The following is a 23,878-nucleotide window of genomic DNA, read 5'->3' as shown; positions in this document are numbered from 1 at the left end:
GGGGAACGGAAAACCGTCTCTTTGACTGGAGCATATTATGTGGAGAGCAATTCTGTCTCTATTCCTGCCACCGCTTTGTATACTGGCGGGAACAAATACCTTTGCTTTGGAAGGGGCCTCCTCTCCTGTACTTTCCGGAGAATCAACTGCTGTTTACTATCAGCAGTTGATGACCTTTATTTCCGGAGACTGGCAGCAGTACGGCCGGATGTTTACCCTGTTGCAGGGGATGTGGTTCTGGAAGATTTTTCTTGCGGTCATTTCAGTTATCCCAGCACTGTTCCTGGTTCATTATCTGATAATCGGTGCCAAACGGTTTGCACATGACGGGGAATATATCTATTTTTTTAATTTCTTTAACCGGGTGGTTCATTTTTTTGCTGCATTCTCGTTTTCGCTGCTGGTTATCACAGGGTTGGTTATGGTTTTCGGTTCTTTTTTCGGAGGTGGCGGATTTGTCAGGATGGCAAGATATGTTCATCTTGCAGCGGCAATGGTTTTTGTATTGCCGGGACTGCTTATGTTTTTTATGTGGTTTAAGGATATGCTGCCGCGGTTGTACGATATAAAATGGATGCTGATTCTCGGCGGGTATCTCAGTAAAAGGAAAAAACCTGTTCCGGCCGGAAAATTTAATGCCGGCCAGAAAATGTATTTCTGGTTTGCCACCGCCGGTGGTGGAATCATGGCTTATACCGGGTACCTGATCTGGGGATTTGGCGCAGATATAGAAAGTATACGTATTTCGATTATGGTTCATAATATTCTGGCAGCTGGGATTGTTGCCTTTTACCTGACCCATGTCTATATGTCCGTATTTGCTATTGCCGGTTCCCTGGAGAGTATGAAGAGCGGCTATAAACCGAAAGAAGAGGTGGATATTCTGCACAGCAGATATAAATATGAGTAAGCTATTTTTGCATATGCAGAAAAACCGGCCCTGTTCAGGCAGTGGCCGGTTTTTTTATGCAAACTGAACCTGGTTATCAGGCATATCTCCAGGCTCACTTGTGGCTGGATGAGTTTTAGATGAAATTAGAAATAGATATGGCAGACGTATTGAATTGTCAGAGATCATGATATAGAGTGAAAGGTACCTGGAAAAATGAGAATTTTCGTTCGAGATCAAGTAATAAGAAAATAAAAAAACACAGAATATTATGTGTATGTCAGTATTTTCTTAGGGTAATTACATGTTCACGATAGATTCAGGAATATATATCAAGGAGAGAAGATGTCTGCAATTGTGACCTTTATCGGCTGGCATGACAGCGGTAAAACCACCTTGGCTACCGGGGTGGTCAGTGAGCTGAAAAAGCTTGGATACCGGGTGGCGGTAATAAAATCAAGCAATGATTCGGGCCTTGAGTTTGATACTCCGGGAACTGATACATATAAACATAAGGAGGCTGGAGCGGACAGCGTCCTTTTTGTGGCACCCGATCAGATGGTTCTGCAGACCGGTTACAGCAACCTTTCCCTGACAACTCTGGCCCATCGCTATTTCCCGGATGTAGATATTGTTATCGGAGAGGGTTTTAAGACAGCCGGAAAGACCGCCAAAATTGAAGTCTGCAGAAATGTGGATCAGAAATTACGTCGGGAGGTTCATGGTGTCATTGCTGTTGCCACAAACCTGGAGGATGTGGCGGGAGACTATGTATTTCGCCTTGATGAGGCACAGGAAATTGCCTCATTTATAGAAAAAAGGTTTCTGTTGCGAAAAGGTGCACGAAAGCGCAGGGAGCGTACAGCTCTGCTGGTGAATGGTCATAAAATCCCTATCAAGGATTATATCCAGGAAGCTCTGGCTGAAACGGTGCATGGTTTTGTTAAAACTTTGAAAATCGGCCAGGACATTGAAGAGATTGAGCTCAGGATCAGAATCCCAGGGGAATAATGGTCATCACTTGTTCTGCGCCTGCTCTTCTTCCTGTAGAGCGGCGGCAGCTCCTGCACTTTCAGCAATTGTTCTGAGCTGATTTTCCGGTAAAGGGTTATTTCCATTTATATTCTGCAGGCCTGGAACATCCACAATCACTTTTTTATGAGCATAATATATTCCTTTTGCCACCAGGGCTTCTGTAATACGTTTGTAGGCTTCCCGGCGTATGACAAAATGTGTTCCAGGTTTAGCTGTAAATTTTACCCTGATGGTCATGACTGAGTTGGTGATCTGGTAGACCCCCTGGGATTTAACAGGTTGAATGAAATCCTGGCCCAGTTTCTCATCCTTCAGCATGGCCTGACCGACTTTTTTAATGACCTTTCTGATCTGATCAATGTCAGCATCGTAGGGAAAATCGAGGTTGAATTTTACAACCATTCCCCCACGCATATAATTTGTGATGGCTCCAAGCTCACTGTGGGGGACTATCTGCAGCATTCCCCGGTGGTGTCTGAGCATCACATTTCTGAGCGTGATAGTTTCCACTGTTCCGGAAACTGATCCTGCGGTCAGATATTCTCCCACCCGGAATGCGTCATCCAGCAGAAAAAAGAAGCCTGAGAAAATATCAGCCACAAGTTTCTGGGCTCCAAACCCCACGGCCAGCCCTATTACTCCGGCACCGGCAAGGAGAGGGCCTATATCCACACCCATGGAGGAGAGAATGGTCATAGTCACCATGACGACAAGGATACTGCCGATGAATTTCCGAACCATGGGCAGGAGGGTGTAGGATCTTCCCCTGGTCGGTGCACTGCCGAATTCCCCATCTCCCGAATTTTCTTCCTCTTCATCCGGGATTGATTCCTGGATTTTTCTCTCTATCCAGGAGCTGATGAAGCGCCAGAGAAAAAGGGCCAGGGCCATAATGATAACTCCGTCGAGGAGAACAGCAGTAAGATTGGATAAAAAAGGAATTTTTATGTTCCAGAGGCTTGCAAGCCAGATCAGGAGACTGATGAACACCCCGGTTCTGGCCAATTGGTTAATTTTCAGATAGAATTGCCTGCTGTTTTCTCTGGCTGCAAGTTCTTCTTCGTTCAGTTCATCGGTATTCTCTTCATCAACTCGGTAAATGTTCAGGGTGATGACGGCATACCTGACCACCCATTGGATGAGTTGGTCGACTGCCATCCAGAGGGGAACAATAAAAAAACTGAGCAGAAATGCTCCTCTGGTTTTCTGGTTCGGATCGGGATTTGCTATGTCATTCACCAGTAAAACCCAGAGAATAATAATGTAGAGCAGACCGGGAATATGCCAGATAGCGGCAAACTGTTTTCGCCACCAGCTTCCTTCATTTCCCCTGTTTTCAATATCTTCGGCAAGATAATCTTTCACCTGGTCTTTATATAGCAGAATGGCGAATGCTGCGGCACCGAGAAGAAGTGTGGCAAAGAGCAGCTGGAGAAGGAGCACAGTATGCAGTGTTGCCCCCAGGCGTTTTATGACAACAGAAAAAATAAGTGAGCTGAATATATATCCCAGGGACCAGATAAGAAGTCTGTACATTTTCACGGCTGATTGATTTTCAAGCGGCAGGATGCGAAACGCAGGTATCGTTGGTGATAAAATAAGATGAAGAACGATTGATGTCGCGCGAATCAGGGCTATCGTCAACAGGATGGCCAGAAAAAACAACTGTACAAGTGATGAGTTAATTCCTGCAAAAAGAAAAAAAGTGAAATAGGAGGCTCCGAAAAACAGCAACAGGCCAATAACATCTGGAAGTTTTTCGGTAATCCCGTTGATAAATCTGTCGCTGTTTGACATCTGTTCAGAACGTTCCGGTCGGAATGTAAAATACTTTTTCAGGATAAATTTTTTTGCCAGGATTTCGACTGCCAGACCTATGAAAACAAAAAGCAGCACAAGAAGAACATTGGTCATGGCTCCTGTAAATGTTGAATTACCGAGTGGACAGAGTGCCAGAAAAACCTTGTAGAGGTCTGATGGAATATCGGGGATTGAGTGACGGAGTTGCTGGAGCTTACGTTCTGATTCATCGGTGTTACTGGAAAGGGACGTCAGCATCCTGTCAAAAATATTAGCTGGACCTCTTGATGTCTTAACTGTTTTTTCCTGGCCGGCCTGTTTTCGCAGCTCTTTCAGAAGCAGTTGTCTGACCTGTTCGTCACTGAGTTCTGCCAGCAGGAGTTCAGCATGTTTTTTATCCTGTGCCGGATGCACTGAATCGTTGGCTGCTGAACTGGCAGGCGCCGCATATGATTGCGGCGTCGCCAGGCTTAAAATAGAAAGGCTGAAGAGAAAGAGGAGGATCGAAAGGAGAGGGGCCGGGAATTTTCTTTTGTTCATTCATCACTCCGGATCTTGTTGAAAATGAGATGAAAAATAGGGTTTTAGAACTTCTGGAAGAGCAACAGTGCCGTCCTCCTGCTGGTAGTTTTCCATAATAGCGAGAAGGGTTCTGCCTACGGCGAGACCTGACCCATTCAGGGTGTGAACCAGTCTGCTCTTTTTCCGGCCGTTGGGCCGATATCGAATACCACCCCTACGTGCCTGAAAGTCAAGGAAATTGGAACAGGATGAAATTTCCCTGTAACAGTCCTGGCCGGGCAGCCAGACTTCAATGTCGTATGTTTTGGTTGAAGAAAAACCAAGGTCACCGGTACAAAGTGTCACAACACGATAATGAAGTCCGAGCATCTGGAGTACTGTTTCCGCGTCTCTGAGAAGGCTTTCCAGTTCATCAGATGAGGTTTCGGGTGTTGTGAATTTTACCAGTTCCACCTTGTCAAACTGATGTTGTCTGATGAGTCCTCTGGTGTCTCTTCCATGGCTCCCTGCTTCTGACCTGAAGCAGGGAGTATAAGCGGTATATTTTATGGGAAGGTCATCTTCGTTCAGGGTTTCATCCCTGTGAATATTGGTGACGGGCACCTCGGCAGTGGGTATGAGATAGAGATCCCAGTCCTTTATCTTGAAGAGGTCCTCTTCAAATTTTGGAAGTTGTCCTGTGGCAGTCATGGAAGCACTGTTAACCATGAAAGGTGGTAGAACTTCGATATAGCCATGGCGCTGGGTATGCAGGTCCAGCATAAAGTTTGTCAGAGCCCGTTCCAGTTTTGAGGCAAATCCTTTCAACAGGGCAAACCGGGCACCGGACAATTTTGCTGCAGTCTCAAAGTCTACAATGTCAAGTTGTTCCGCCAGCTCCCAGTGTGTCTTTGGGGCAAAGGAAAAAGACGGTTTTTCTCCCCATTTTTTTTGTTCGATATTGTCTTCTTCATTCTGTCCGACGGGAACCGCATCATCACAGAGGTTGGGTATCGCCATGACAATTTCCTGCAACTGCTCCTGGATGGAGGTCAGTTCAAGATCAAGTTCCTTGATCCGGGCACTGGTTTTTTTCATCTCGGCAATAAGGGGCTCAGCTTTTTCTCGATCCGAATTATTACCCCTTTTCAGGACAGCGATTTCAGAGGATGTGGTGTTTCTTTTGTTTTTCAACCCTTCCACTTCTCCCAGGAGGGTCAGCCGCTGTTGATCTATGAGAATGAATTTGTCAAGCAGGGTTGTTTCCATGCCCCTGCGAGAGGTTTTTTCTTTTACAAGGTCTATGTTTTCGCGGATAAATCGTAATTCGAGCATGGTATTATCTTTCCGGGGTTTTGAATATTTGTCTGGGGGTTCGCGTAATTGTTCACAGGCCAGACTATGGCGAACAAAAGAGCCTGCAAAATGTGGCATCTGTGGCCTGTTACGGTTTAACTGGTTATATCAGGCTATTTTAAAACATATATTCTTGTAGCATGGCTGCCCTGCGAAATCAACCTCTATCAAATTGCATTTTTCTTCTGCTTCTGATAGGTTGTGGAACAGTTCCGTGCTTTCGTGCCGGCTGGATAGTAAGTTCTTCCAGGGTGAATAATTTATGTTTTTTTATCTGAAAATCCTCGATTGAAGGTTGTGTTGCCGCAGTCGGGATTTTCATTGGCTTTTTGCGGCCGAGCCGTAGAGTCCGGCCATGCCGGTTTATAGGTTTTTTGTGGTTGAGCCATACCATCCGGGCATGGGTCTATCACTGAACTGCAGGGCAATCAGAAGTAATAAAATCATCGACTTGCTACCCCTGTGACCAGTTACAATCAGATTAATCATTGCACCTCCTTTTTTATCGATGGCTTTTCATGATTCATTCATAATATTCTTCTCCGAGTTACGAAAATCCATACGTGCTCTGGCTGTTACGCTTTTCTGCGCCACTGTGGCAATTTTTTTTCTCTCTCCGCAGTTGCTTCATTTTGTTCAGGCCCACCTGGCCGAAAAGCTCTATTTCTTTTCAATAGCGGGCCCGTTTCTCGCCCATGTGAAACTGGCCCTTTTTGCTGCAGTTTATTGTCTTATGCCCTGGGTGATGACCCTGTTATGGCGGGCACTGGGAAAGCCTTTCGGGGTTGCGGGTGGAGAGCTTTTTTTCTTTATTCTCTTTACCTGTCTGCTTTTTTACAGTGGTACATTGTTCTGTTATTTTGTGACCCTGCCTTTTGGTATTCAGTTTCTGCTGGGGTTTGGTTCAGAGGAGTTGAAAGCAGTTATTTCAATCGGCCGTTTTGTGAATTTCACAACGATCTTCATTCTTGCTTTCGGGCTTATCTTTGAGCTGCCCATTTTTATGGTATTTCTTGCTAAAGTCGGGGTATTTACAAGAAAATTCTACGAAAAGAACCGGAGGTATGCTCTGCTGATTATTGCTATTCTGGCGGCCCTGCTGACACCGACACCGGATGTGTTCAATATGCTCATGATGGGAGGACCTCTTTATTTGCTTTATGAGTCTGGTATAGTGATTTTGAAGGTCCTTCGTGTACAATAATTTTCGATCACGAAACTCAGTAACTGTTACAGGGCTTTGGTCAAATAAAATTTTGATTACCCATGAAACTCAGCCGAATTGTGGATATGCCTGCTTTATCAGGTTGAGTTTTGTACGTAGTCAGCGTTCCGCCTGGGCCTTGCCGGGTCAATTTTAAAAATAACTTTTGTTATTTAGAAGAAATATATTTCTGGTCTGTAAGTGGGCAGGGTGCCTGTGAGTAGTTACACCGCAGGCATCTAATTGATATTCCGAGGATAAAGTTTTTCGGGCAACGCAGATATCGGGAAAAAGACCATTTTGGGATACTAGCCAAATTCTTCGAGCTTAAAGCCGTGTTTTAACAACAGTGCGGCCGTGACACCGCATACACCTGTGGAGGCGCAGGATGGACTGCGGGCTTTCAGCAGAATTGCAGTTACAGGCTGAGATTCAGCAATTCTCAGAACCTGTTCAGCTCCACAGATGAACTGCCGGGTAACATCAGTGCCGTTTTTTGTACGGACACATGCCGTGCCGCGGAGGACATCGTTGCCGTCACCACCGCAGATATCCGCTGCTTCTCGTGGTGTAGGCAGGCCGCCAAGCTGTTCCGGACAGATGGGGATCCAGATTTTACCTTTCAGTCTTTTCAGACATGCCGGGTCCTGCTTGGTCCTTCCGTCGTAGCGTGTGCAGAGTCCTGTCAGACAACTGCTGACCAGGTAGAGTTCAGGTGAGATGTCACCTTTTTTAGTCATGGGTTATTTGGTGGAATAATGATGAAAAAGAGAAAAAGCAAACCATCACAGAGGATTTCTCCAAAACAGGAGCGGCTGTTTTACCGAATAGTCATTTTTCTGGCACTGGTTGCCCTGTTGTGGGTTGTTTTTGCACCTGGTTCCGGTTTGTTCGGCTATTACAGGTCCCGGGCAAAACTGACTCGATTGCAGAAAGATGTTTCTCTGCTTGAGAAGGAAAACAGTCGGCTCAGGACAGAAAACGATCGACTACGAAATGATCCGGTATATCTCGAAAAAATAGCCAGAGAAGATTATAATCTTTTGAAGAAAAATGAAAGGGTCATTGATTTTTCAAAAGAAAAACCAAAGACCCCGGGAAAAAAGTAATGACGCCACCCTGCATTCGGCAGGTTCACACGGAACCTGTTTTTACGCTCAGGAAAAACCTGATTTGGCTGAGCATCCTGAAAGGGCACCTGCCGGAATGGAGGACCCTTTGTTGAGCCTGTAACTGGAGGCGGAAATTGTTTTCCGTACATCCTGGCTTCCGCATTGTGTGCAGACGGTATCTTCCCTGGAATCTGATGAAGTAGTCAGGACTTCAAACAGGTTGTTACATGCATTGCATCTGTATTCATAGATAGGCATAATTTCACCTCCTGATTTTGATAACCTTTTCATGAGAAAACTGCCAAAGGTTCCGAGAATCTTAAGAGTTTTTCTTTGCCCTGCGGGATTGGCAATTTTACCGGATCCGGAGTCTCGCAGGCTCGCTTACCTGCTTCGTTTTCAATGGCTTGAAGTATGCCTGTACGTCAGCGCCATTGAACCTCGCATCTCCGGCAGGTAAGCGAAGACTCCGAACTTGCCAATTGCAGGATTTAGGTATTTAAGCAACATGGATTTCTGAAAAGAAATTATTCCAGAAGCGCCTGAAAAATATCACACTGTTTACATATTTCAATTTTTTCTTTCTGGGAAATATCGTGGGTACAATCGCATTTGGTACCGCAGAGAAACCAGCAGAGATGGCCGCTCTGGAATTCCCAGGCAGGGCATGTTTCTTTTACATCACACTCCTTTTTTTCCCAACAGGGAGTGAGACTGTTCTTTCTACCCCGCTGATTGATCAGCAGGAAAAAAATCTGTCGTTCAATATGGGCAGGTATGGTGCGCCATCCCTGCTCATAGCTGTGGATTGTTTTAAGCGACATTCCAAGGAGTTCAGCCAGTTGTTTTTGTGTTTTTCCCAGTTTTTTCCTGGCAATACTGAATTCTTCTTTAATCAAGGGTCTGCCTCGTTACATTGTTCCGGATACCGCAATCACCTCAGAGTGGTGTTGAACAAATTATTTTTTTAGGTATCTCTTTTTCATTGGTTCTGCTGGAAAGTTCAAAAATATGCAGAGAACTTAAAAATAAATATAATTAGGTACAAAACTCAGCCTGCAACTTGTGAGCCAGGGAATGTACCTCTTTTATAAGGCGTATTTCAAAAATCACATTTATTGATTTAAAAAAACTGAACTGACTTTTCTTATTTCAATTCCTTATCGATTGAGATTTTCTGTAATTTTTGATAGCAGGCCAGTCTGATAAAGCCGGTATATTTCCAATCCGGCTGAGTTTTACGGGTAATCAGAAAAAATTAATAAAATTGTTTACAGGATGCTGTTAAAGTAATTTTTGAAACAATTAAATTCATATCTAAAATAACCATTCAACAAGTGAATACCAGAAAAAATTTAAAAACGCAGTTTTTTTTCATCCAATACAAATGAGAAAAGATTTTTTCATTTTTTAACTTATGGTATTCTTCAGAATGCCGGACCGTTTGATGGTAATTGCTCACAGGCACCCCAACTTTTCACGGTCTCTTTTATTCGCATGAGCAGGAGGCGGTTTTGTGGGCCGTGCTTTCGATAAGCGTGGTTCATAGGTAGTGCCTGTCCATAGTTGGTCTTTTTGCCCGATATCGGCGTTGCTCGAAAAATTTTATCTTCGGAATATCAATTATATGGTTGCGGTAAAATTTCCCGTGCGTTTTGATCTCGAACAAAAATCCTCATTTCTGGACAGACATTAGGTAATTTAACAACAGGTGTACCCATGAAAAAAATTTTTCACTTACGGTTGTTTGCTGTAATTCTGGTATTTTTATTTTCTGGTTTGACGGGTTGTGTCAACTATATGAATCCAAAGCCGGGGACTGTTGCGGCAGCTCAATTTCGCATGGTTCTCTCTGAGTCCGGAAAGGGGAGAACTGCCTGGAAAGGAAAGCATCTTGATATTTCCTACAAGATAGACCATAAAGAAAAACAGGCGAAAATATCCGGAGAGGTCAGAATCCATGAAGATCTTCTGATGTCATTTTCAAAATTGACCAGGCTGCGGGTAAAGGCTCATTTTCTTGATGATCACGGTGGTGTTCTTGCATCTGTCGGCATCACACCACTTTATTCCACCTATGCCGAAGTAACGGAACCGTTGGGATTTCACGCTCATACCGTTATTCCTCCCGATGCTGTTTCCATTACATTCAGTTATTCCGGTCTGCTTACCGGACAGTTCAATGAGCCGGCAGAAGGTTGGGATATTGACTTTTCCCCGTTTTGAAAAAAATCTTATCAACACCATGAATGTTTAAGCTGAATGAAAAAAAATACTTTTCCAGCCTGGTCGTTTGCCATGCGTATAAATGATCTCGCCGCATTTGTAAGAAATATAAGGTCAATTCTCTGCTACCATCGGGAAATTGGTGTTGATTCTTATCCGTCGAAGGATGAAATATCACTGTTTCTCGGGATTGAACCGGGGCAGCTTCATCATGAAAACACCGGGATGGAAAAGGTATCCGCTGTTGTGCTACCTGAGAAAGATTCCAGTCCCGAACGGGAAGCAGAGGGGGCGTCTGCCCGGAATTCGTTTGTCGAACTGAAAAAGGAAATCACAACATGTCGGAGTTGTGACCTGTGTCAAGATCGTATCTATTCTGTTCCGGGGCGAGGTAGCGAAAAGAGTCGGCTGATGGTTGTCGGGGATTGGCTGGCTGCCGTAGACGGAGAGCAGCTTGCGGCTGGCCTTGTCTTCGGAGTTGAACAGGACAGGATGCTTTTAAGAATGTTTTCAGCCATAAATGTGGCTTTTGAAGATGTGTTTGTAACCAATGTCATCAAATGTGCCGTTCCGGAAAGCTGTCACCCCCTTGCCTCCCATGTTCAATGCTGTCTGCCGTTTTTGAGACGCCAGATTGTCACTGTTCAGCCGGATGTTCTCTGCATAATGGGTGGTGTGGCGGCCAAGACGATACTCGGGCAAACCCGATCCCTGTCACAGTTGCGCGGAAAATTTCATGACTATGAAACAGAAATGGGTGGGACTGTACCGGTCCTGGTCACCTATCATCCAACTTTTCTCCTGGAGAATCCTGAAATGAAAAGGGCGACCTGGGAGGATCTCCAGCTCCTGGCAAAAAAAATGTCCGGATTCAGGTGAAAATCATCTGCCGTTCCTCCGGGTGTCTGCAGTAATGTAAAGAGGTAAGGGGTACCTGTGAGCAATTACCAATGAACGCTATGGTCTCCTGAGAATAATAACCCCCCGCCTACCGAGTTCCAGCAGGAAAGTGGTGACGGATTGTTCCGCTTCCTGGATGGAAAATCTTTTTGTTTCTGCAAATTCCTCAATAAGTGTTTTGACGTTTTTTTCCCCGTCTATCATGCACCACAGGGTGCTTCCCAGTTCGTCAAGTTCCAGTTTTTTTGTTGGCTGCAGTTCCTGTTCTTTTTGGAACCGCCGGGCGATCTGTAAAAAAAAAGGTTTAATATTCAGGGGATATTCAATTCTGATTGTGCCATTCTCCTGGCGTTTCCAGTGAATATCCGGCAGATGGCAGGGTGTGCAGGCCAGTGATTCAGTTCTGTCCATGGGGGGGACGGTTTTTTTAGTTTGAAACAGTTTCATATTCTGGGCGGTTCGGCATACAAATTTCAGGAGGAATGGGTTCTGTCGATTCTGCTACCATGGAAAAAAGAATGTTGTTCTCCGGGTTGTACTGGATCGAACCCCTGATAAACGGTTTTTGTCGTTTGAGCCGGGAGAAAACCTGATGTCTCATGGAAGGATATCGGTATCCTTCAACGGAGAGTGGTGAACGGCTGCCAGCTATTTCATTTTCAGAGAGTCCTGAAAGGGCGGCAAGAATTTCCGGTAGTGATCGTTTTTTGAGTCGAATATCCGCAGGACTCAGCCTGCTGCAGTGGAGATCGAGTTTTTTCATTTTGAATGAAAGACAGCTGAAACCCGGTTTGAAAGAAAATTTCTGGAGAACAAATGAGATCGGTAAAAGCAGATCTGATCCCAGAAAAGACCAGAGTACAGGGCCTTTTCGGGGAGAATGACACGAGAGTGAAGAGAGGGCTGTGAGAGGAGCAGACAGGTTTTTGCCGACTTGGTTCAGATGAAAAAAAATAAGTTTTCCACATGTTCTGCAGGAGAGAATGCCGCCTTCCGGGCCGATCGTATCCTTTTTGCCGTAACAAAATATGTGATAGTTTTCCTGGAGTAAAAAGAGTTCTTCCTGGAGCTGTTTTTTCACAATGTTGCAGTTTTGTTTCTGCAGTTTCCTGAACATCGATTGCGGTGTTGCAGTTCTCCCGGTGTCAGGAATCTGCCAGCGTATCTCCAGCAGAGGCAGAAAATCTTTTTCGAAAATCAAATGGGCATGGCCACTGATATGAAGGGCCCAGGAACTGGGAACAGTCAGGCGGATGCCATTCCATCCCACATGGGTTGTTTCCATGGAATCACGTATCTGCTTAATCGGGGATGAGGTAGGACCAGTCACTTTTTTTAAGGTCGTTTTGTTGCTGCGCTGAGTTCTTTTCATGCATTTCATCACACATCCGGTTAAAGCAGAGTCGTTCTTCTTCTATGCGTTCAGGGTAGGATAATTTAATCACATTGCCGATTGTCTCATTGGGATCTTTGGCATTGAACTGAAGACTCATACTGACGCGGTTCTGGTTCTTATCAATAAAATGCCATTTCCATATGTGCAGCAGACCGAAGGAATCGCCATTCCAGGAATCGGGAGGTCCAAATTTGGCACGGAATTTTTTCAGCAGCTTTTTATAGAAGGACTTTGATTTGTCGGCGTATTTCAACCTGATTCTCAAGATTTCATTTTTATACCTGCAGACGCCGTAAGAGATAATGCCTTTCCTGAAGCCATGCCGGTCTGTTATGACAACTTCTTTCATAAAATTAGACTGGACTATATCCGGGTAATCACTGATCTGTGTTCCCAGTGAAATACCACCGACGGAATGGGGAACAGATTCAGTGGAGAATGACAGGGAAACAAGCAGAAAGAAAGAGAGGAGTGTCATACATGCAATATAATAATTTCTCATGTTCCTTCACCTTATGTTAATGGCACATTCCCATACTCACAAATTGCAGGCTGAGTTTTGTACGTGATCAGATAAGAATATGTGTACCGGGTATATTTATGTCAAGCATCGGGTCGTTATCAGTAGGCCATATGTCCCAGGGATTTCATGATCAGGGCAAAGCCCATGGCAAACATCCCGCTCAATCCCATGCCGCAGGAAAAACCGGCCAGCAGGACCGGCGCGTACTGTCTCCACATGGGACCGTATTTTTTCAGGAAAAAATAGCGGCCGAGAAAGGCGCCTGCTACTTCCAGGATGAGGCCATGGGGGGTGGATTGACCCAGACCTCTTACGACACCGTAGATCAGAAGGACAGGAAGACCAAAAATACTGAGAATCCCGTACATGATGAGACCGAATCCGAGACCTGAGAAAACTGTTGCTCCGTTGAGTGCCTGGTAAAACATCGAATTGCCTTCCAGGGTGGAGGTCTGCATGAGCAGGGTATTGAGAGCCTGCAGATGCCAGAGTTCCTGGGCAAAGGGGTAACTTGCCGACGGGATTGGTGCCAGTCGCCAGATAAACTGAGAAAAGACAAGGCTTGCGGTCATTACAATTGGAAAAACCAGAAGTTCTGCTTTGATGATGCCCCGTATTGAAGTTCCGGTCAGCTCAATCTGCCTGAACTGAACGGTGGCTTCCCCGTAATTGTGAATGGGGATAGGGGCATACCAGATTTCAATGCCCTGGTAACCGAAGAATTTTGCCCCGGCGATGAAACTGGCCTCTCTTACAAGGGGAAGACTGACAAACTGGCCTGCTATCCCTTCCATTCTTGCAGTAATATAGGAAATAATCGGGGTATAGACGAAACCATAGGCGAGAAAAAAGAGCCATGGGAAAGAAGGAACCAGCCAGACACAGAGGCCCACATAGGCGAGGGTCGAAAAGAAGTAGATGGCGATGGCGATCCAGAAATTAAAATCACCCCTGCCTGGAGGAGGGTTGAAGAGATCTTTTAATGTACCCCGGTTGCCGCTGGAGTTGCGAATGGAATGAATAACCGACCAGACACCGATAAAACCAATGGCAAGGCCGAGGCCGATCCCAAAACTCATGTAGAAGTCGAAATTATTGGCAAATACAGTGTCCACCGTGGCCATTCCAGGATGCCAGCGGTGGAGGATGCCTGCGGAGTAGAGCAGGGGGTTGAGAATGATGGTAATGATGAGGCCGATAAAACCTCCTATTACAGCCCAGAACGGGAGAACCATTCCGACAAACAGCAGGCCGAGGTCGAGCTGCAGACCCGTTGCAACAGCGGGCAGAAAATCTTCAGTATAGCCGGTAAGTTCAATCCAGGGAATAGGGATCAGCCTTATCTGTTCCGTAAAAATCAAACCTGATACAATGGGGAGCAGGACATAAATTGAGCCGAACGCAAGGCCGATGACACCGCCGATGGAAAAGACACGCCATTTCCAGCTTGCCTTTTTCTCTTCGGCGGATTCAGCAAGAGCCATTGTGCCGAGCGCTGCAACAGGAGCCATGGGGAAGGGGAGCTTTTCCACATCCGAGGTGATTCTGTAAAGGGCATAACCAAGACCGAAATGGTCGATACGCTGGATAATCTGTGAGCCGACAAGGAGCAGGATAGGAATCAGCCAGTCCCGGTGAAAAAAACTTCTTTCTATCATTGATGGTGAATCAGGGCCCGGGGCGACCCATTTTGGAATGAATTCGGTTACACCAAGCATACGGGCGGCATCTGACTGGACCAGGTACTGGTTCCAGAGCAGACCTGAAAACGGTGAGGCAAGAGCAGCACCAGCCATATAATAGAGGAGAAATATTTCCTGCTGTTTGAGGTCAGAGTGGGCGCGTTTGGCGATTTCAGCAAAGAGAATAATGGTGACCCAGCGTGCGGCCGGCCCTATACCCTGGCCGATTACCAGTTGCAGATACATGGACCCCGGCATCATCAGAAAGCCGATAAAAACGGCTCCGATGATTGTTTTCCAGTCGAACCCTTCCTCAAAATGATCGGGAGGTGGAAGAAGATCCCGGTATTCTTTCAGTTCCTTGTCGTCGTACATTCAATTACCTTTTCGATTCCGGTGTCATACATCCCCTGGCTGGTGCCTGTTCATAGTTGGTTTTCTTTCTTGATATCATTGTTGCCTGGATTGTTATCCTTGTAATATCAGCCATATGGCTGTAGTGAAATTCCCGTGCGCCTTGATCTCAAAAAATCCTCATTTCTGAACAACCACTAGTTGGGGAGAACCTGGTAACTGGTATCTGCAAAAAGACCAATCAGTGCCCAGCCGCCTCCCATGAGAAAATCGCCAATTATTAGACCAATAAAAAAATACTGCAGTTTCCTGAAAAATGTAATACCGCCATATCGCATGCAGAGAGTGTTGCACGCCCAGCCGATAAAGAAACTGACCCAGAGAATCCGCATGGCGGAGCTGTAAGCTGTCAGATAACCGATGGGATGGATGGGCCACCAGTAGAATCTGTGGTAGCAGCTCACCAGGATCAGCATGAGTACTGCACCCGTGATTGTAAAAATAAATACCCAGCCTCCTGTGTCAGGGGCTGTGGTGGCAAGACGATAGACATTTTCATAAACCGAAAGAGTTGTCCGTGTGGCCCAGTCCAGTTGCAGCTCGCGAATACCGAATCGATAACAGAGGAGGAGCATTGCCAGGATTGAGGTCGCCATGGATGCTGTGATTGTCACAGCCAGGGAAGTGAACAGGATAATAACCGGTTTTTTGCTCTCGTGGAGTTGACGGGCATGGAGAAGCGAGGGCATAAGTGATTCTCTCAGGTCGACAAAAAGCATCTTCTGGCTCATGCCCGCCAGCAGGCCGTTTGCTCCGGCGAATATTTTTGCGCCGAAAAGAGCGATGATGCCATCTGTCGGTGCAGCGGTCAGGGTAAAATAGGCAATGCCTCCCTGGCAGATGATTCTGGTTGCGACCAGCATGATCATGAAAAAAGCTCCCGTCACCATGGTTGCGGTAAGGGGGGCCATACCCAGCCGGACATACCACCATATGATGAGAAATATGCCGATGAATGTTCCCCAGAAGGAGATGCGCACATCGAAGAAGCCGGAATGTTCAGGATCGGGTTTTTTCAGGAAAAATGATTGCCTGCAGACATCAAGGAGATGCAGTCTTGCCAGCCAGACCAGGAAGAAGAAGAAAATACCGTAGGCTCCGATCATCTGCATTTCTTCGGGGCGGGCCAGGGTTGGGCCGAAGGTGACTCCAAGTTCTGACACGGGTATTGAGTAACCAAGCAGGTCAAGGATACCATAAAGAAAGGCGCCGAACAGAAAGAAAAACCAGAAAGAAAAGGAAATCTGCCTTGATGTAAGAAAGGCAAAACCGATAAATGCCGGATAAATATATATTTTCAGTTTATGAAAACCGGTGAAAAGACCGGAGGCAGGAAAATAGGGTCCGGCAAGAATAAGGGTGGGGATAGCCGGAACTGAAGGATAATAAAGATTCAATCCGTTCAGAAGATGGAGCATGACCGGTATGGAAAGACCGAAAAGAAGGAAACGGTTCAGAAAAAAATCCGAAGTGGTTCCGCTGTCCACAGCTCTGCTGATCATTTCCGGTACTTTGAGGAGGGGAAAATTCATTCGTTCATTTTCTATCCACTGTCTGGCAAGAAGATTGATCAGAAAGAGCATGACACTGTAGGAGAGAAGAACAAAAACAGACCAGGTGGCGAGAGGAACAAGCCATGCTGACCATGGAATTTTGGGTATTATTTCCAGCCAGCCCATACTTCTGCCACCGGCAATGCCGTTGTAGAGCTGTTCAATTGCCGTATGGTCGGTTGGAACGAGGGACGGGGGGATGAGAGGATGGAGAGTCTCACGCCAGCGATTTCCCATGGAGGCAAAGTGGATGGGTGCTGTGAGATTGATCAGGAAGGTGCGGGCAAAACCGGTATAGGCTATCCCTGAGCCTATCACGGTTTCTATCCAGATGATAAGAAGCTCGGGCCCCGTCAGCAGCAGTGAAGTTTTAAACAGCCTGGAAATGATCGTGATGACCAGGGCCAGCAGGATAAAAATGAAAAAAGGTGCCAGGGGAAAATGTCCGCCGCCGAGGGGAGTGGCCTGCATGTAAATATTATTGTATGGTGTGAGCAGACATATCCCCATGGCAAGCATGATACCAATGATTCCTGCTCGCAGCCTGATGGGTTGTTTTCCCGTTTTTACACTGCTGTTATTCATATCCCCCCGTTTTTTGCAGAATAGTGTCCCGGAACAGGCGTTCAAGTTCTCCATGGCTTTCTTTGTCGATTGAACGCCAGATTAGGAGCTGTTTTCTCAGCTCATGGAGAAAGGATTTGTTGATTCGCCGCCAGACGCCGGATTCTCCTGAAAACCTTGTCAGAGAGAGTTGTATTTCAAGAAAATCGTCTTTGTCGCCGGTTGGACGAAAGCCGATATCAACCTGCTGCATAATACCGAAATCAAAAGGGGCCAGCCAGACCTTTGTACTGATGTGCAGCCAGCGGGATTCTTCTGCCATTTTGCTGGATTTGCGGGATGGTGTATCGAACTTTTCCATTTCATCCAGGGTTGAGCAGTAAAGCTGTATATCCACCGGTCCCGTGGAGAACAGTCCATGGGAGATATCCTGATGACCCTGCAGATAGGTGTAGAGGAAAGCACCCGCGGACTCGTATTCATGTGGTTTCAACAGAAACGGCAGGGTGAGTTTCATGGTGTTGTTCTCAGTTCCGGGCAGTTTAAATGTCTGGTTGATGTCGGGAATGGCAATACGCGCAGCTACCTTTGACGGGTAAATAACGGAAATAAGGACAACTGCTATAACCAGGAGCATGGCGGCAACGCCGGCCATGGAAGAATAGTTGACCGTGATCCCCTGCCAGAGTGATGTCGAGGAAAAAAGGGCTGCTGAAACCTGGGCAACCAGATAGCCAAGAACCACGGATATGACTGCAAGGGCAATGGCTTCGGCCACAAACAGGAAACTGACATGGGAGGGGGCCAGGCCTACGGAGGTGTATACGGCTATTTCGTTTTTCCTTTCATGGACGGAACTGATCATTGTGTTGAGAACAATGAGAATGGAGATGAGCAGGGGGATGATAATATTGGGTACCCCACTGTAATTCATGGTGTCACTGATATTGTAGAGGCGGACTCCGTCCTTTTCACCGGTAAAAATTGCCAGGTTGAAGCGATCAGTCAGTTTGGCTGCTATTGCGGGGATATTTTCAATCCGGGCCGGTCTGACTGCCAGATTTTTCAGTTGACCTCCGGCAGCCAGCAGGGTGTGGGCTGGAATAATGGCAACCTGATTTGCTGGAATATGCTGGTACCTGCTCTGAAAGGAGCGGATATCATCTCCGGACTCCAGGGCTTCCTGCTCGACATCAGTGAGATCCGAGGTCGATTCGTCAGGGAAAATTACAGGGGTCAGCGGCTCCCCGTCCAGGTCAACTGCCTGGTCAAACTGTTTACCGTCGAAGGTACCGATAACAGTAAAGGGAATACCCCACAGGGAAATATGATTGTCCGAGTGAATATCCACCCTCAGCTCATCGGCCATCTGTTGTTCCAGCAGGATAGCCTGGTTATCCCGATCCGTGAACCAGCGCCCTGAGGTGAGCAGGTCGTCTAGTCCGGTAACTTCAGCCTCGTTGGGGCTGAGCCCGATCAGGCCATGTATTTCAAGTTCGCGGCCGTTTTTTCGCAAAGGGACTGTGACCGGTCTGGTCGGATCCCCGGTTTCCAGCCAGATGCGTGGCGCCGGTTTATTCACTCTCGTCATGCTGTTTAAGAGAATGTCGGTGGCCTGGGGAGGCAGACTCTGCCAGTTGAGTTTTTTCAGGAGGAGTCCCTGATAGGGAGCATCAGGCCGGAAATCAAGACGGACCTGTTTACTGTTGGATTTTATGGTTGTAAAACTCATTATGGTAAAAGTCAGAATAATAAGAGTGGTACAGGTGAGAATAGTGCGCAGCCGTCTTCTTCGTAAATTGGAAACCCCGAGGAAGAAAGCGGCCACAAACGCCTTCCAGCGACTGATTTCGTCGGGACGTAAATGAGTGGCTCGTCGCTGGAGCAGAATCATCTCATCTTCAAATCTGAAAAAGATGATGAGGGTAACCATAAAGGAAAGGCCGATGATGAAAAAAGCGAGAATGACCACCAGCGGGCTGTAGGCCAGTTCAAAGGCCGGGTGGACATTGTATATGAGGGTTATAAGTATGACAAGGATGAGAAAAAAGCCACTGATTCGTTTGTATATGTGATTGAAATTAAATAAAAAGCGTTCCATTACAAAGGCAAAGGGAACAAAAAGTGCTATATAAAAGAGAACCCCGAAGAGTACATCTTTCTGGGTTTTTTCTATCTGCACATAGACTCTCGCGGCCAGTGCCAGAGATTCGGCGCTGTTTTTACGGCTTTTGGAATAGATCAGTTTCTCCAGGGATTTTTCGCTTTTTTCAAGAGCCTTCAGCCCCCTGGTTTTCAGGTCATTGATCTTCTGATCAAAGATCCCGTGTCGTTCAAGATTTTCAATACGGGGAGTAAGCAGAGTCCAGGCATCCCTTGCCGCGTGGAGCACCGTATTGGGGATTGACGGATACTCTTCAACCGGATAGCCGATTCCCAGAGGATTTTTCTTTGAACCGTTGGTGAGGATCATCTTGTTGGTCAGCACGGTATCGGACAGGGTCAGTTTCAGCCGTGTCCCCGCTTCCGTATAAATGGACGAGATGATGGAATCTCTGGTGTCTATCCTGCTGTACCAGAAATGCTGGGGTGGGCCGTCCCGCCGGCCGTCATAAAGATGCAGCTTTGTCATATGGGCAAAGCTTCGAGGTTCTAAAAGATCGAAAATCGTGGTTTGCCGGCATTTGAACAGGATCAGGTCAGTTTTCATGGATTTCCGCAGGATCTTCAACCGGTAATTGACCTTTCCTGTTTCTTTTTTATCTATTGCCCAGATAACCTTTCCCGTTGCTTCGTCAAACCGGTACCCTTCGATAATCAGTTTGTCGAGGACATTTTTCTTGTCGGCAAAACCTTTGAGACGGAAATAGCCGGATTCGTCGACCATGGCATAATAGCGGTTCAGTCCCTGGTAGGCGAGGATGGTTGTTTTCCCGGCAGGATAGTCGGCAAAGAGTTCACCCTGGAGAAGCAGGTTGGTTCGGGCTGTCAGGGTGGAAAAACCGTTTCGGGGAAGTTTGTCGCCATGCAGTTTCGGTGCTTTGGTTAATTTCCGAATGAGGCTGTTGACCAGGTTGGTCTGGTCATGAAGATAGGGCCAGTTTATATGATCCGTCGTATCGTAAGGAGTTCCCCAGAGGATTCTGCTGTCTCCAGTGGTGACAAGGCTGAGGCCAAGGTAGCCACCGAGGGCACTGACCTCTCCTCCGAGAACGGGTTTATCAAAGAACCAGGAATCCCAGCTGCGCATACGTGTCGGCCTGAGGCTGTTCCGGTAGCGGGCAAGAGAGGTGTCAACCACTTTTGTTGTTTCAAAAATATCGGCAACGGTACTGTAAATTCCAGTCCGGTTAATGGTTTTTTTCAGGGGATAGAGCCAGCCCCTGTGAAACCCGCCAACACCGTTTCCATGGCTGGAAAGATGCAGGCTGATGACGGCGGCCACCTCCTCATATTCCCGAACCTGTGAACGAAACATTTTTGCTGATTTCAGTGCCTTGAGCTGGCGTTTTGCATCTTTTATTCTGAGTTCATTCTTCTCTATTGCGGAGGGGATAACCCGGTTGAGCATATCCATCTGCCTGCTGTCCAGATTGTGAAAATCTTCAATCCATTCCAGGCGACGGTAGGACATTCTCTCTTCGGCAAGTTCCCTGATCATTCCAGAAGTGTCTTCTGTCCTCTTTGCCAGTCGTAGCTGCATGAGCCTGGTTGAAAGACGATCAACACGCAGTTTCAGTTCCTGGCCTATTGCTTTTTTCAGATAAAGATCTCTTTTGGTATCAGCTGCGAGTGGAAAACGTATACTTTTCAGGAGATTCAGGTTCCTGCCACTTGCTGATATTGTTTTCTGCAGTTTCCTCTTATATCTGCGCAGTTCTCTGGAACGTTCATTCATACTCCATATGGCGTCCCGCATTCCGGCAAGAGTCTGGCTGTTGCCGCTGGTGGCCAGGAGCATGACCGTGCGATCAGGAGGAGATTTTTTCAGGTCCCTGCCGATTTCCAGGAGGGTGGCAATGGAAGTTGCACTGTCGGCACCGGGTGAATCTCCTGTCACATATTCTTTATTATCAAAGAATGCTTCAAGGATTAACAGTTCTTCTTTCAGTTTGGGGTCACTTCCGGGGATGATCGCATAGATATTTCGGGCAAGGTAGTTTTCCCAGACGGTTGAACAGCGCAGTTCCACCTGACCGACAGGTTTTCTGCCCGGGGGGAGGTCCGTTAAAGGCCCGAAAATTTCGTCCGCCCTTTGCCGGCTCATCCAGAAGCATGGAAACTGGACAGGTGAGAGTTCGTGTTTCTCTGTAAAAAAGACTTTACCCTTTGGTTCTCTGCTGCCGACATAAATAAGGGCCCTGGCCCCGAGGGAAGCCAGAAGCTGCCAGTTATGGCCCGAATCAAAGTCCATGAGGATGATTGCATCACGGATCTTTTTCCCATCCAGATCCTTGAGATCACCATGGCGGACATAATAGAGCGGGCCGGAAAGGGTTCCGTCGGTTGCTTCCGGAGTGATTGTGTTATAAATGAACGGCTGGAGGGGAAGAGTTTTTCCGTTGAAGTTGAGTTGTGCTCCAAGAAAACGGCGTACAGGAATTTCGTAGTAATGGGAAGCTGGTTCAAGTTCCATTGACCGCATTTTCTTTTCAATATATTCTGCAGCCTTTTCATAACCTCTGGAACCGGTTGTTCTGCTTCCGTATCCGCTCAGCTCTTCAATTGTTGCCCGGACGGAATCCCCGGTATTGTGTGTTTCGGCCATCGCCGAAGTGTTCCAGATGAGACTGGTGCAGAGAAGAAAGAGGCAGAAAACGGGAAAAGAGGGGCGAAAAAATAACGTCATAAAATTATAAGGGTAGGAATCCATGGGTGGATTATGTGTCGGCGGTTTCCAGTTTGCCGGTACGTATGTTGAGCTCCTCGCGCTGCTGTACTTTGTCTATCCGTCCATCCCGTATCCAGACAACCTGGTCGGAAACATTGAGCATTTTGTAATCATGGGTAGCGGAAATAACCGTGACACCACGTTCTACACTGAGTTCTTTAAGCATACTGATTATGTCTTCTCCGGTGGTGAGGTCCAGGTTGCCCGTCGGCTCGTCCGCCAGAATGATCGACGGCGTATTGGCAAGGGCCCTTGCAACTGCAACCCGCTGCTGTTGCCCGCCGGACAACTCCGATGGCCGATGTCCGTGTCTACCGGAGAGTCCCACCTGTTCCAGCAGGGCCATTCCCCTGTCCAGCGCCTCATCACTGCCTATCCCGGCAAATGTCATGGGCAGGGTAATATTTTCAAGGGCTGTCATGACAGGGATGAGATTGAATGTCTGAAAAATATAACCGATTTTTCGGCAGCGGAGCCAGGCCAGTTCATAGGCATCCAGTTGGGCGATGTCCACCTCATCAATGAACACCTTACCGCTGGTCGGTTTATCCAGGCCGCCGATCATATTGAAAAGAGTGGACTTACCGGAGCCTGAAGGGCCCATGATGGAAATATATTTCCCTTCTTCAATCTCAAGATCAATTCCTTTCAGTACTTTTACAACTATTTTGCCCAGGTCAAAGTTCTTGGTGACTTCACTGACTCGAACTATTTTTTTTGTATCAGCCATTTTTTATTACTCATCCGCCTTTTCCTGAATACGTGATAACTTCGTGATTATAATTTGACAGCATATTGGAATACAATCGTTAAATTCGTACTTGAATCCTGCATTTCAGAAAATGAAAAAATGTAATTATGAATTACTTTGTGGTGCCGCCCGAAACAGCGTACGAATTCTGGCTACTGTTCAACCCGCATTGCTTCAACCGGACGCATGCGGGCAGCGATTATTGCCGGGTAGAGAACGCCCAGAAGACTTAAAAATGTTCCTGTGCACACCGTGAGAACCATGGTTGTCCCTATCGCTTCCCACGGGATATATGGCAAAAATGAATATCCAAACCGTGCAAGAGAAGTGGCCAGTGCGGTGAGAGCTCCCAGGAAAGATCCAAGAACGGCTCCGCTTATTCCCATTATTGCAGCTTCAAGAAGAAAAATCCGGACGATGAAGCGATCCAGGGCCCCCAGGCATTTCAACGTCCCTATTTCCCGGAATCGTTCTGTTACAGACATCAATTGGGCGTTGACAATACCGACCACACAGACAAGAAGGGAGAGGAAGAGTATCCATTTCTGCTTGGCGGAGCCGGTCACTGTACTCTCGCCCGGGGAGATATCAAAACCGATTTTCGTGAGAATATGGATCAGTTCCGTGTCTCCACTGGAGAGAGCTCCCTGGGCGATATTATTACCCACCTGGATAAAGGCAAGAAAGGCTACTGCCAGGACAAGGCTCATGGTAGTGACCATTGAGCGGAAGAAACGGACCCGGATTGACTGGTAGGCCATCTGGATGGATTTGCGCAAAGGAAGTTCTACCAGGCGTCTCATTGCATCCTCCCTTCTTCTGTGATTATCTGAAAATACGTGGCTGTTTTTTGAGTCTAGTTTTTTCCTGTCGTCTTGTCAATACTGCTTCCGTCAGGAAGCAGATCAGTGAACAGAACGGGAACAAAGGAGGGACAACGGGCTATTTCTTCCAGGAGGATATCGAGAAAATCAAAGGCACTTCTGTTCATCCGCTGGTGATGGATCATTATACCGCACAGTCCCGACTGGATGGCCTGTTCCAGTTCGTTCAGCAGGTTTATAAATCCAATGGAGGCTGA

General features: G+C 46.9%; 19 protein-coding genes and 1 pseudogene. 6 read left to right on the top strand and 14 right to left on the bottom strand.

Features of this window, described 5'->3' with window-relative positions; genetic code table 11:
• Positions 1 to 37 precede the first annotated feature (37 nt).
• Both ACXLDX_RS03070 and mobB read left to right on the top strand, forming a co-directional pair.
• Positions 38 to 910, top strand: coding sequence for a formate dehydrogenase subunit gamma (locus ACXLDX_RS03070; protein WP_457575722.1), 873 nt, complete (start codon positions 38 to 40; stop codon positions 908 to 910).
• 324 nt (positions 911 to 1,234) lie between these two features.
• The gene (gene mobB, locus ACXLDX_RS03065; RefSeq protein ID WP_457575721.1) at positions 1,235 to 1,900 is read left to right on the top strand and encodes a molybdopterin-guanine dinucleotide biosynthesis protein B; all 666 of its coding nucleotides are present in this window, start codon (positions 1,235 to 1,237) and stop codon (positions 1,898 to 1,900) included.
• A gap of 6 nt (positions 1,901 to 1,906) precedes the next feature.
• On the opposite strand, the gene ACXLDX_RS03060 is transcribed toward mobB, so the two are convergent.
• Both ACXLDX_RS03060 and serS read right to left on the bottom strand, forming a co-directional pair.
• On the bottom strand, positions 1,907 to 4,264 hold the full coding sequence (locus tag ACXLDX_RS03060) for a mechanosensitive ion channel domain-containing protein (RefSeq protein ID WP_457575720.1): 2,358 nt from the start codon (positions 4,262 to 4,264) through the stop codon (positions 1,907 to 1,909).
• Between the two features lie 3 nt (positions 4,265 to 4,267).
• Positions 4,268 to 5,560, bottom strand: a complete 1,293-nt coding sequence (gene serS, locus ACXLDX_RS03055) for a serine--tRNA ligase (RefSeq protein WP_457575719.1) — start codon at positions 5,558 to 5,560, stop codon at positions 4,268 to 4,270.
• Between the two features lie 529 nt (positions 5,561 to 6,089).
• On the opposite strand from serS, the gene tatC reads away from it, so the two are divergent.
• Positions 6,090 to 6,785, top strand: a complete 696-nt coding sequence (tatC, locus tag ACXLDX_RS03050; RefSeq protein WP_457575718.1) for a twin-arginine translocase subunit TatC — start codon at positions 6,090 to 6,092, stop codon at positions 6,783 to 6,785.
• A 308-nt stretch (positions 6,786 to 7,093) separates the two neighbouring features.
• Here the strand turns inward: tatC and ACXLDX_RS03045 are convergent, their stop codons facing one another.
• Positions 7,094 to 7,525, bottom strand: coding sequence for a 2-thiouracil desulfurase family protein (locus tag ACXLDX_RS03045; RefSeq protein WP_457575717.1), 432 nt, complete (start codon positions 7,523 to 7,525; stop codon positions 7,094 to 7,096).
• Positions 7,526 to 7,543: 18 nt separating this feature from the next.
• Between ACXLDX_RS03045 and ACXLDX_RS03040 the strand changes: the two genes are divergently transcribed.
• Positions 7,544 to 7,894 (top strand): FtsB family cell division protein, encoded by a 351-nt coding sequence (locus ACXLDX_RS03040; RefSeq protein ID WP_457575716.1) that lies wholly within the window; start codon positions 7,544 to 7,546, stop codon positions 7,892 to 7,894.
• Positions 7,895 to 7,942: 48 nt separating this feature from the next.
• On the opposite strand, the gene ACXLDX_RS03035 is transcribed toward ACXLDX_RS03040, so the two are convergent.
• Entirely contained in the window at positions 7,943 to 8,155 is a 213-nt protein-coding gene (locus tag ACXLDX_RS03035; protein WP_457575715.1) for an FmdB family zinc ribbon protein, read from the bottom strand.
• Positions 8,156 to 8,424: 269 nt separating this feature from the next.
• Complete coding sequence (locus tag ACXLDX_RS03030) at positions 8,425 to 8,796, bottom strand: helix-turn-helix domain-containing protein (RefSeq protein WP_228855828.1); 372 nt, start codon at positions 8,794 to 8,796, stop codon at positions 8,425 to 8,427.
• 820 nt (positions 8,797 to 9,616) lie between these two features.
• On the opposite strand from ACXLDX_RS03030, the gene ACXLDX_RS03025 reads away from it, so the two are divergent.
• On the top strand, positions 9,617 to 10,123 hold the full coding sequence (locus tag ACXLDX_RS03025) for a hypothetical protein (protein WP_457575714.1): 507 nt from the start codon (positions 9,617 to 9,619) through the stop codon (positions 10,121 to 10,123).
• A gap of 36 nt (positions 10,124 to 10,159) precedes the next feature.
• Positions 10,160 to 11,002, top strand: a complete 843-nt coding sequence (locus ACXLDX_RS03020; RefSeq protein ID WP_457575713.1) for a uracil-DNA glycosylase — start codon at positions 10,160 to 10,162, stop codon at positions 11,000 to 11,002.
• Between the two features lie 78 nt (positions 11,003 to 11,080).
• On the opposite strand, the gene ACXLDX_RS03015 is transcribed toward ACXLDX_RS03020, so the two are convergent.
• From ACXLDX_RS03015 to ACXLDX_RS02975, 9 genes and pseudogenes are all read right to left on the bottom strand, one after another.
• Positions 11,081 to 11,470: a PqqD family protein gene (locus tag ACXLDX_RS03015; RefSeq protein ID WP_457575712.1), complete on the bottom strand. Its 390-nt coding sequence runs from the start codon at positions 11,468 to 11,470 to the stop codon at positions 11,081 to 11,083.
• Entirely contained in the window at positions 11,451 to 12,395 is a 945-nt protein-coding gene (locus tag ACXLDX_RS03010) for a hypothetical protein (RefSeq protein WP_457575711.1), read from the bottom strand. The genes ACXLDX_RS03015 and ACXLDX_RS03010 overlap by 20 nt, the downstream gene beginning before the upstream one ends.
• On the bottom strand, positions 12,325 to 12,921 hold the full coding sequence (locus ACXLDX_RS03005; RefSeq protein WP_457575710.1) for a hypothetical protein: 597 nt from the start codon (positions 12,919 to 12,921) through the stop codon (positions 12,325 to 12,327). The genes ACXLDX_RS03010 and ACXLDX_RS03005 overlap by 71 nt, the downstream gene beginning before the upstream one ends.
• A 119-nt stretch (positions 12,922 to 13,040) precedes the next feature.
• Positions 13,041 to 14,999 (bottom strand): OPT family oligopeptide transporter, encoded by a 1,959-nt coding sequence (locus ACXLDX_RS03000; RefSeq protein ID WP_457575709.1) that lies wholly within the window; start codon positions 14,997 to 14,999, stop codon positions 13,041 to 13,043.
• Between the two features lie 176 nt (positions 15,000 to 15,175).
• Positions 15,176 to 17,176 (bottom strand): DUF6785 family protein, encoded by a 2,001-nt coding sequence (locus ACXLDX_RS02995; protein WP_457575708.1) that lies wholly within the window; start codon positions 17,174 to 17,176, stop codon positions 15,176 to 15,178.
• Entirely contained in the window at positions 17,169 to 22,004 is a 4,836-nt protein-coding gene (locus ACXLDX_RS02990) for an ABC transporter permease (protein ID WP_457575707.1), read from the bottom strand. Before ACXLDX_RS02990 ends, ACXLDX_RS02995 begins: the two co-directional genes overlap by 8 nt.
• A gap of 31 nt (positions 22,005 to 22,035) precedes the next feature.
• Positions 22,036 to 22,776: an ABC transporter ATP-binding protein gene (locus ACXLDX_RS02985; RefSeq protein ID WP_457575706.1), complete on the bottom strand. Its 741-nt coding sequence runs from the start codon at positions 22,774 to 22,776 to the stop codon at positions 22,036 to 22,038.
• A gap of 173 nt (positions 22,777 to 22,949) precedes the next feature.
• Positions 22,950 to 23,600, bottom strand: a complete 651-nt coding sequence (locus ACXLDX_RS02980) for an ABC transporter permease (protein ID WP_457575705.1) — start codon at positions 23,598 to 23,600, stop codon at positions 22,950 to 22,952.
• A gap of 53 nt (positions 23,601 to 23,653) precedes the next feature.
• Positions 23,654 to 23,878: pseudogene (locus ACXLDX_RS02975) on the bottom strand (hypothetical protein); the annotation flags it as partial.

Source organism: Desulfomarina sp., from assembly GCF_054039375.1.
Note: the sequence above shows the minus strand (reverse complement) of the source record. Positions and strands in the feature narration are given on the sequence as shown.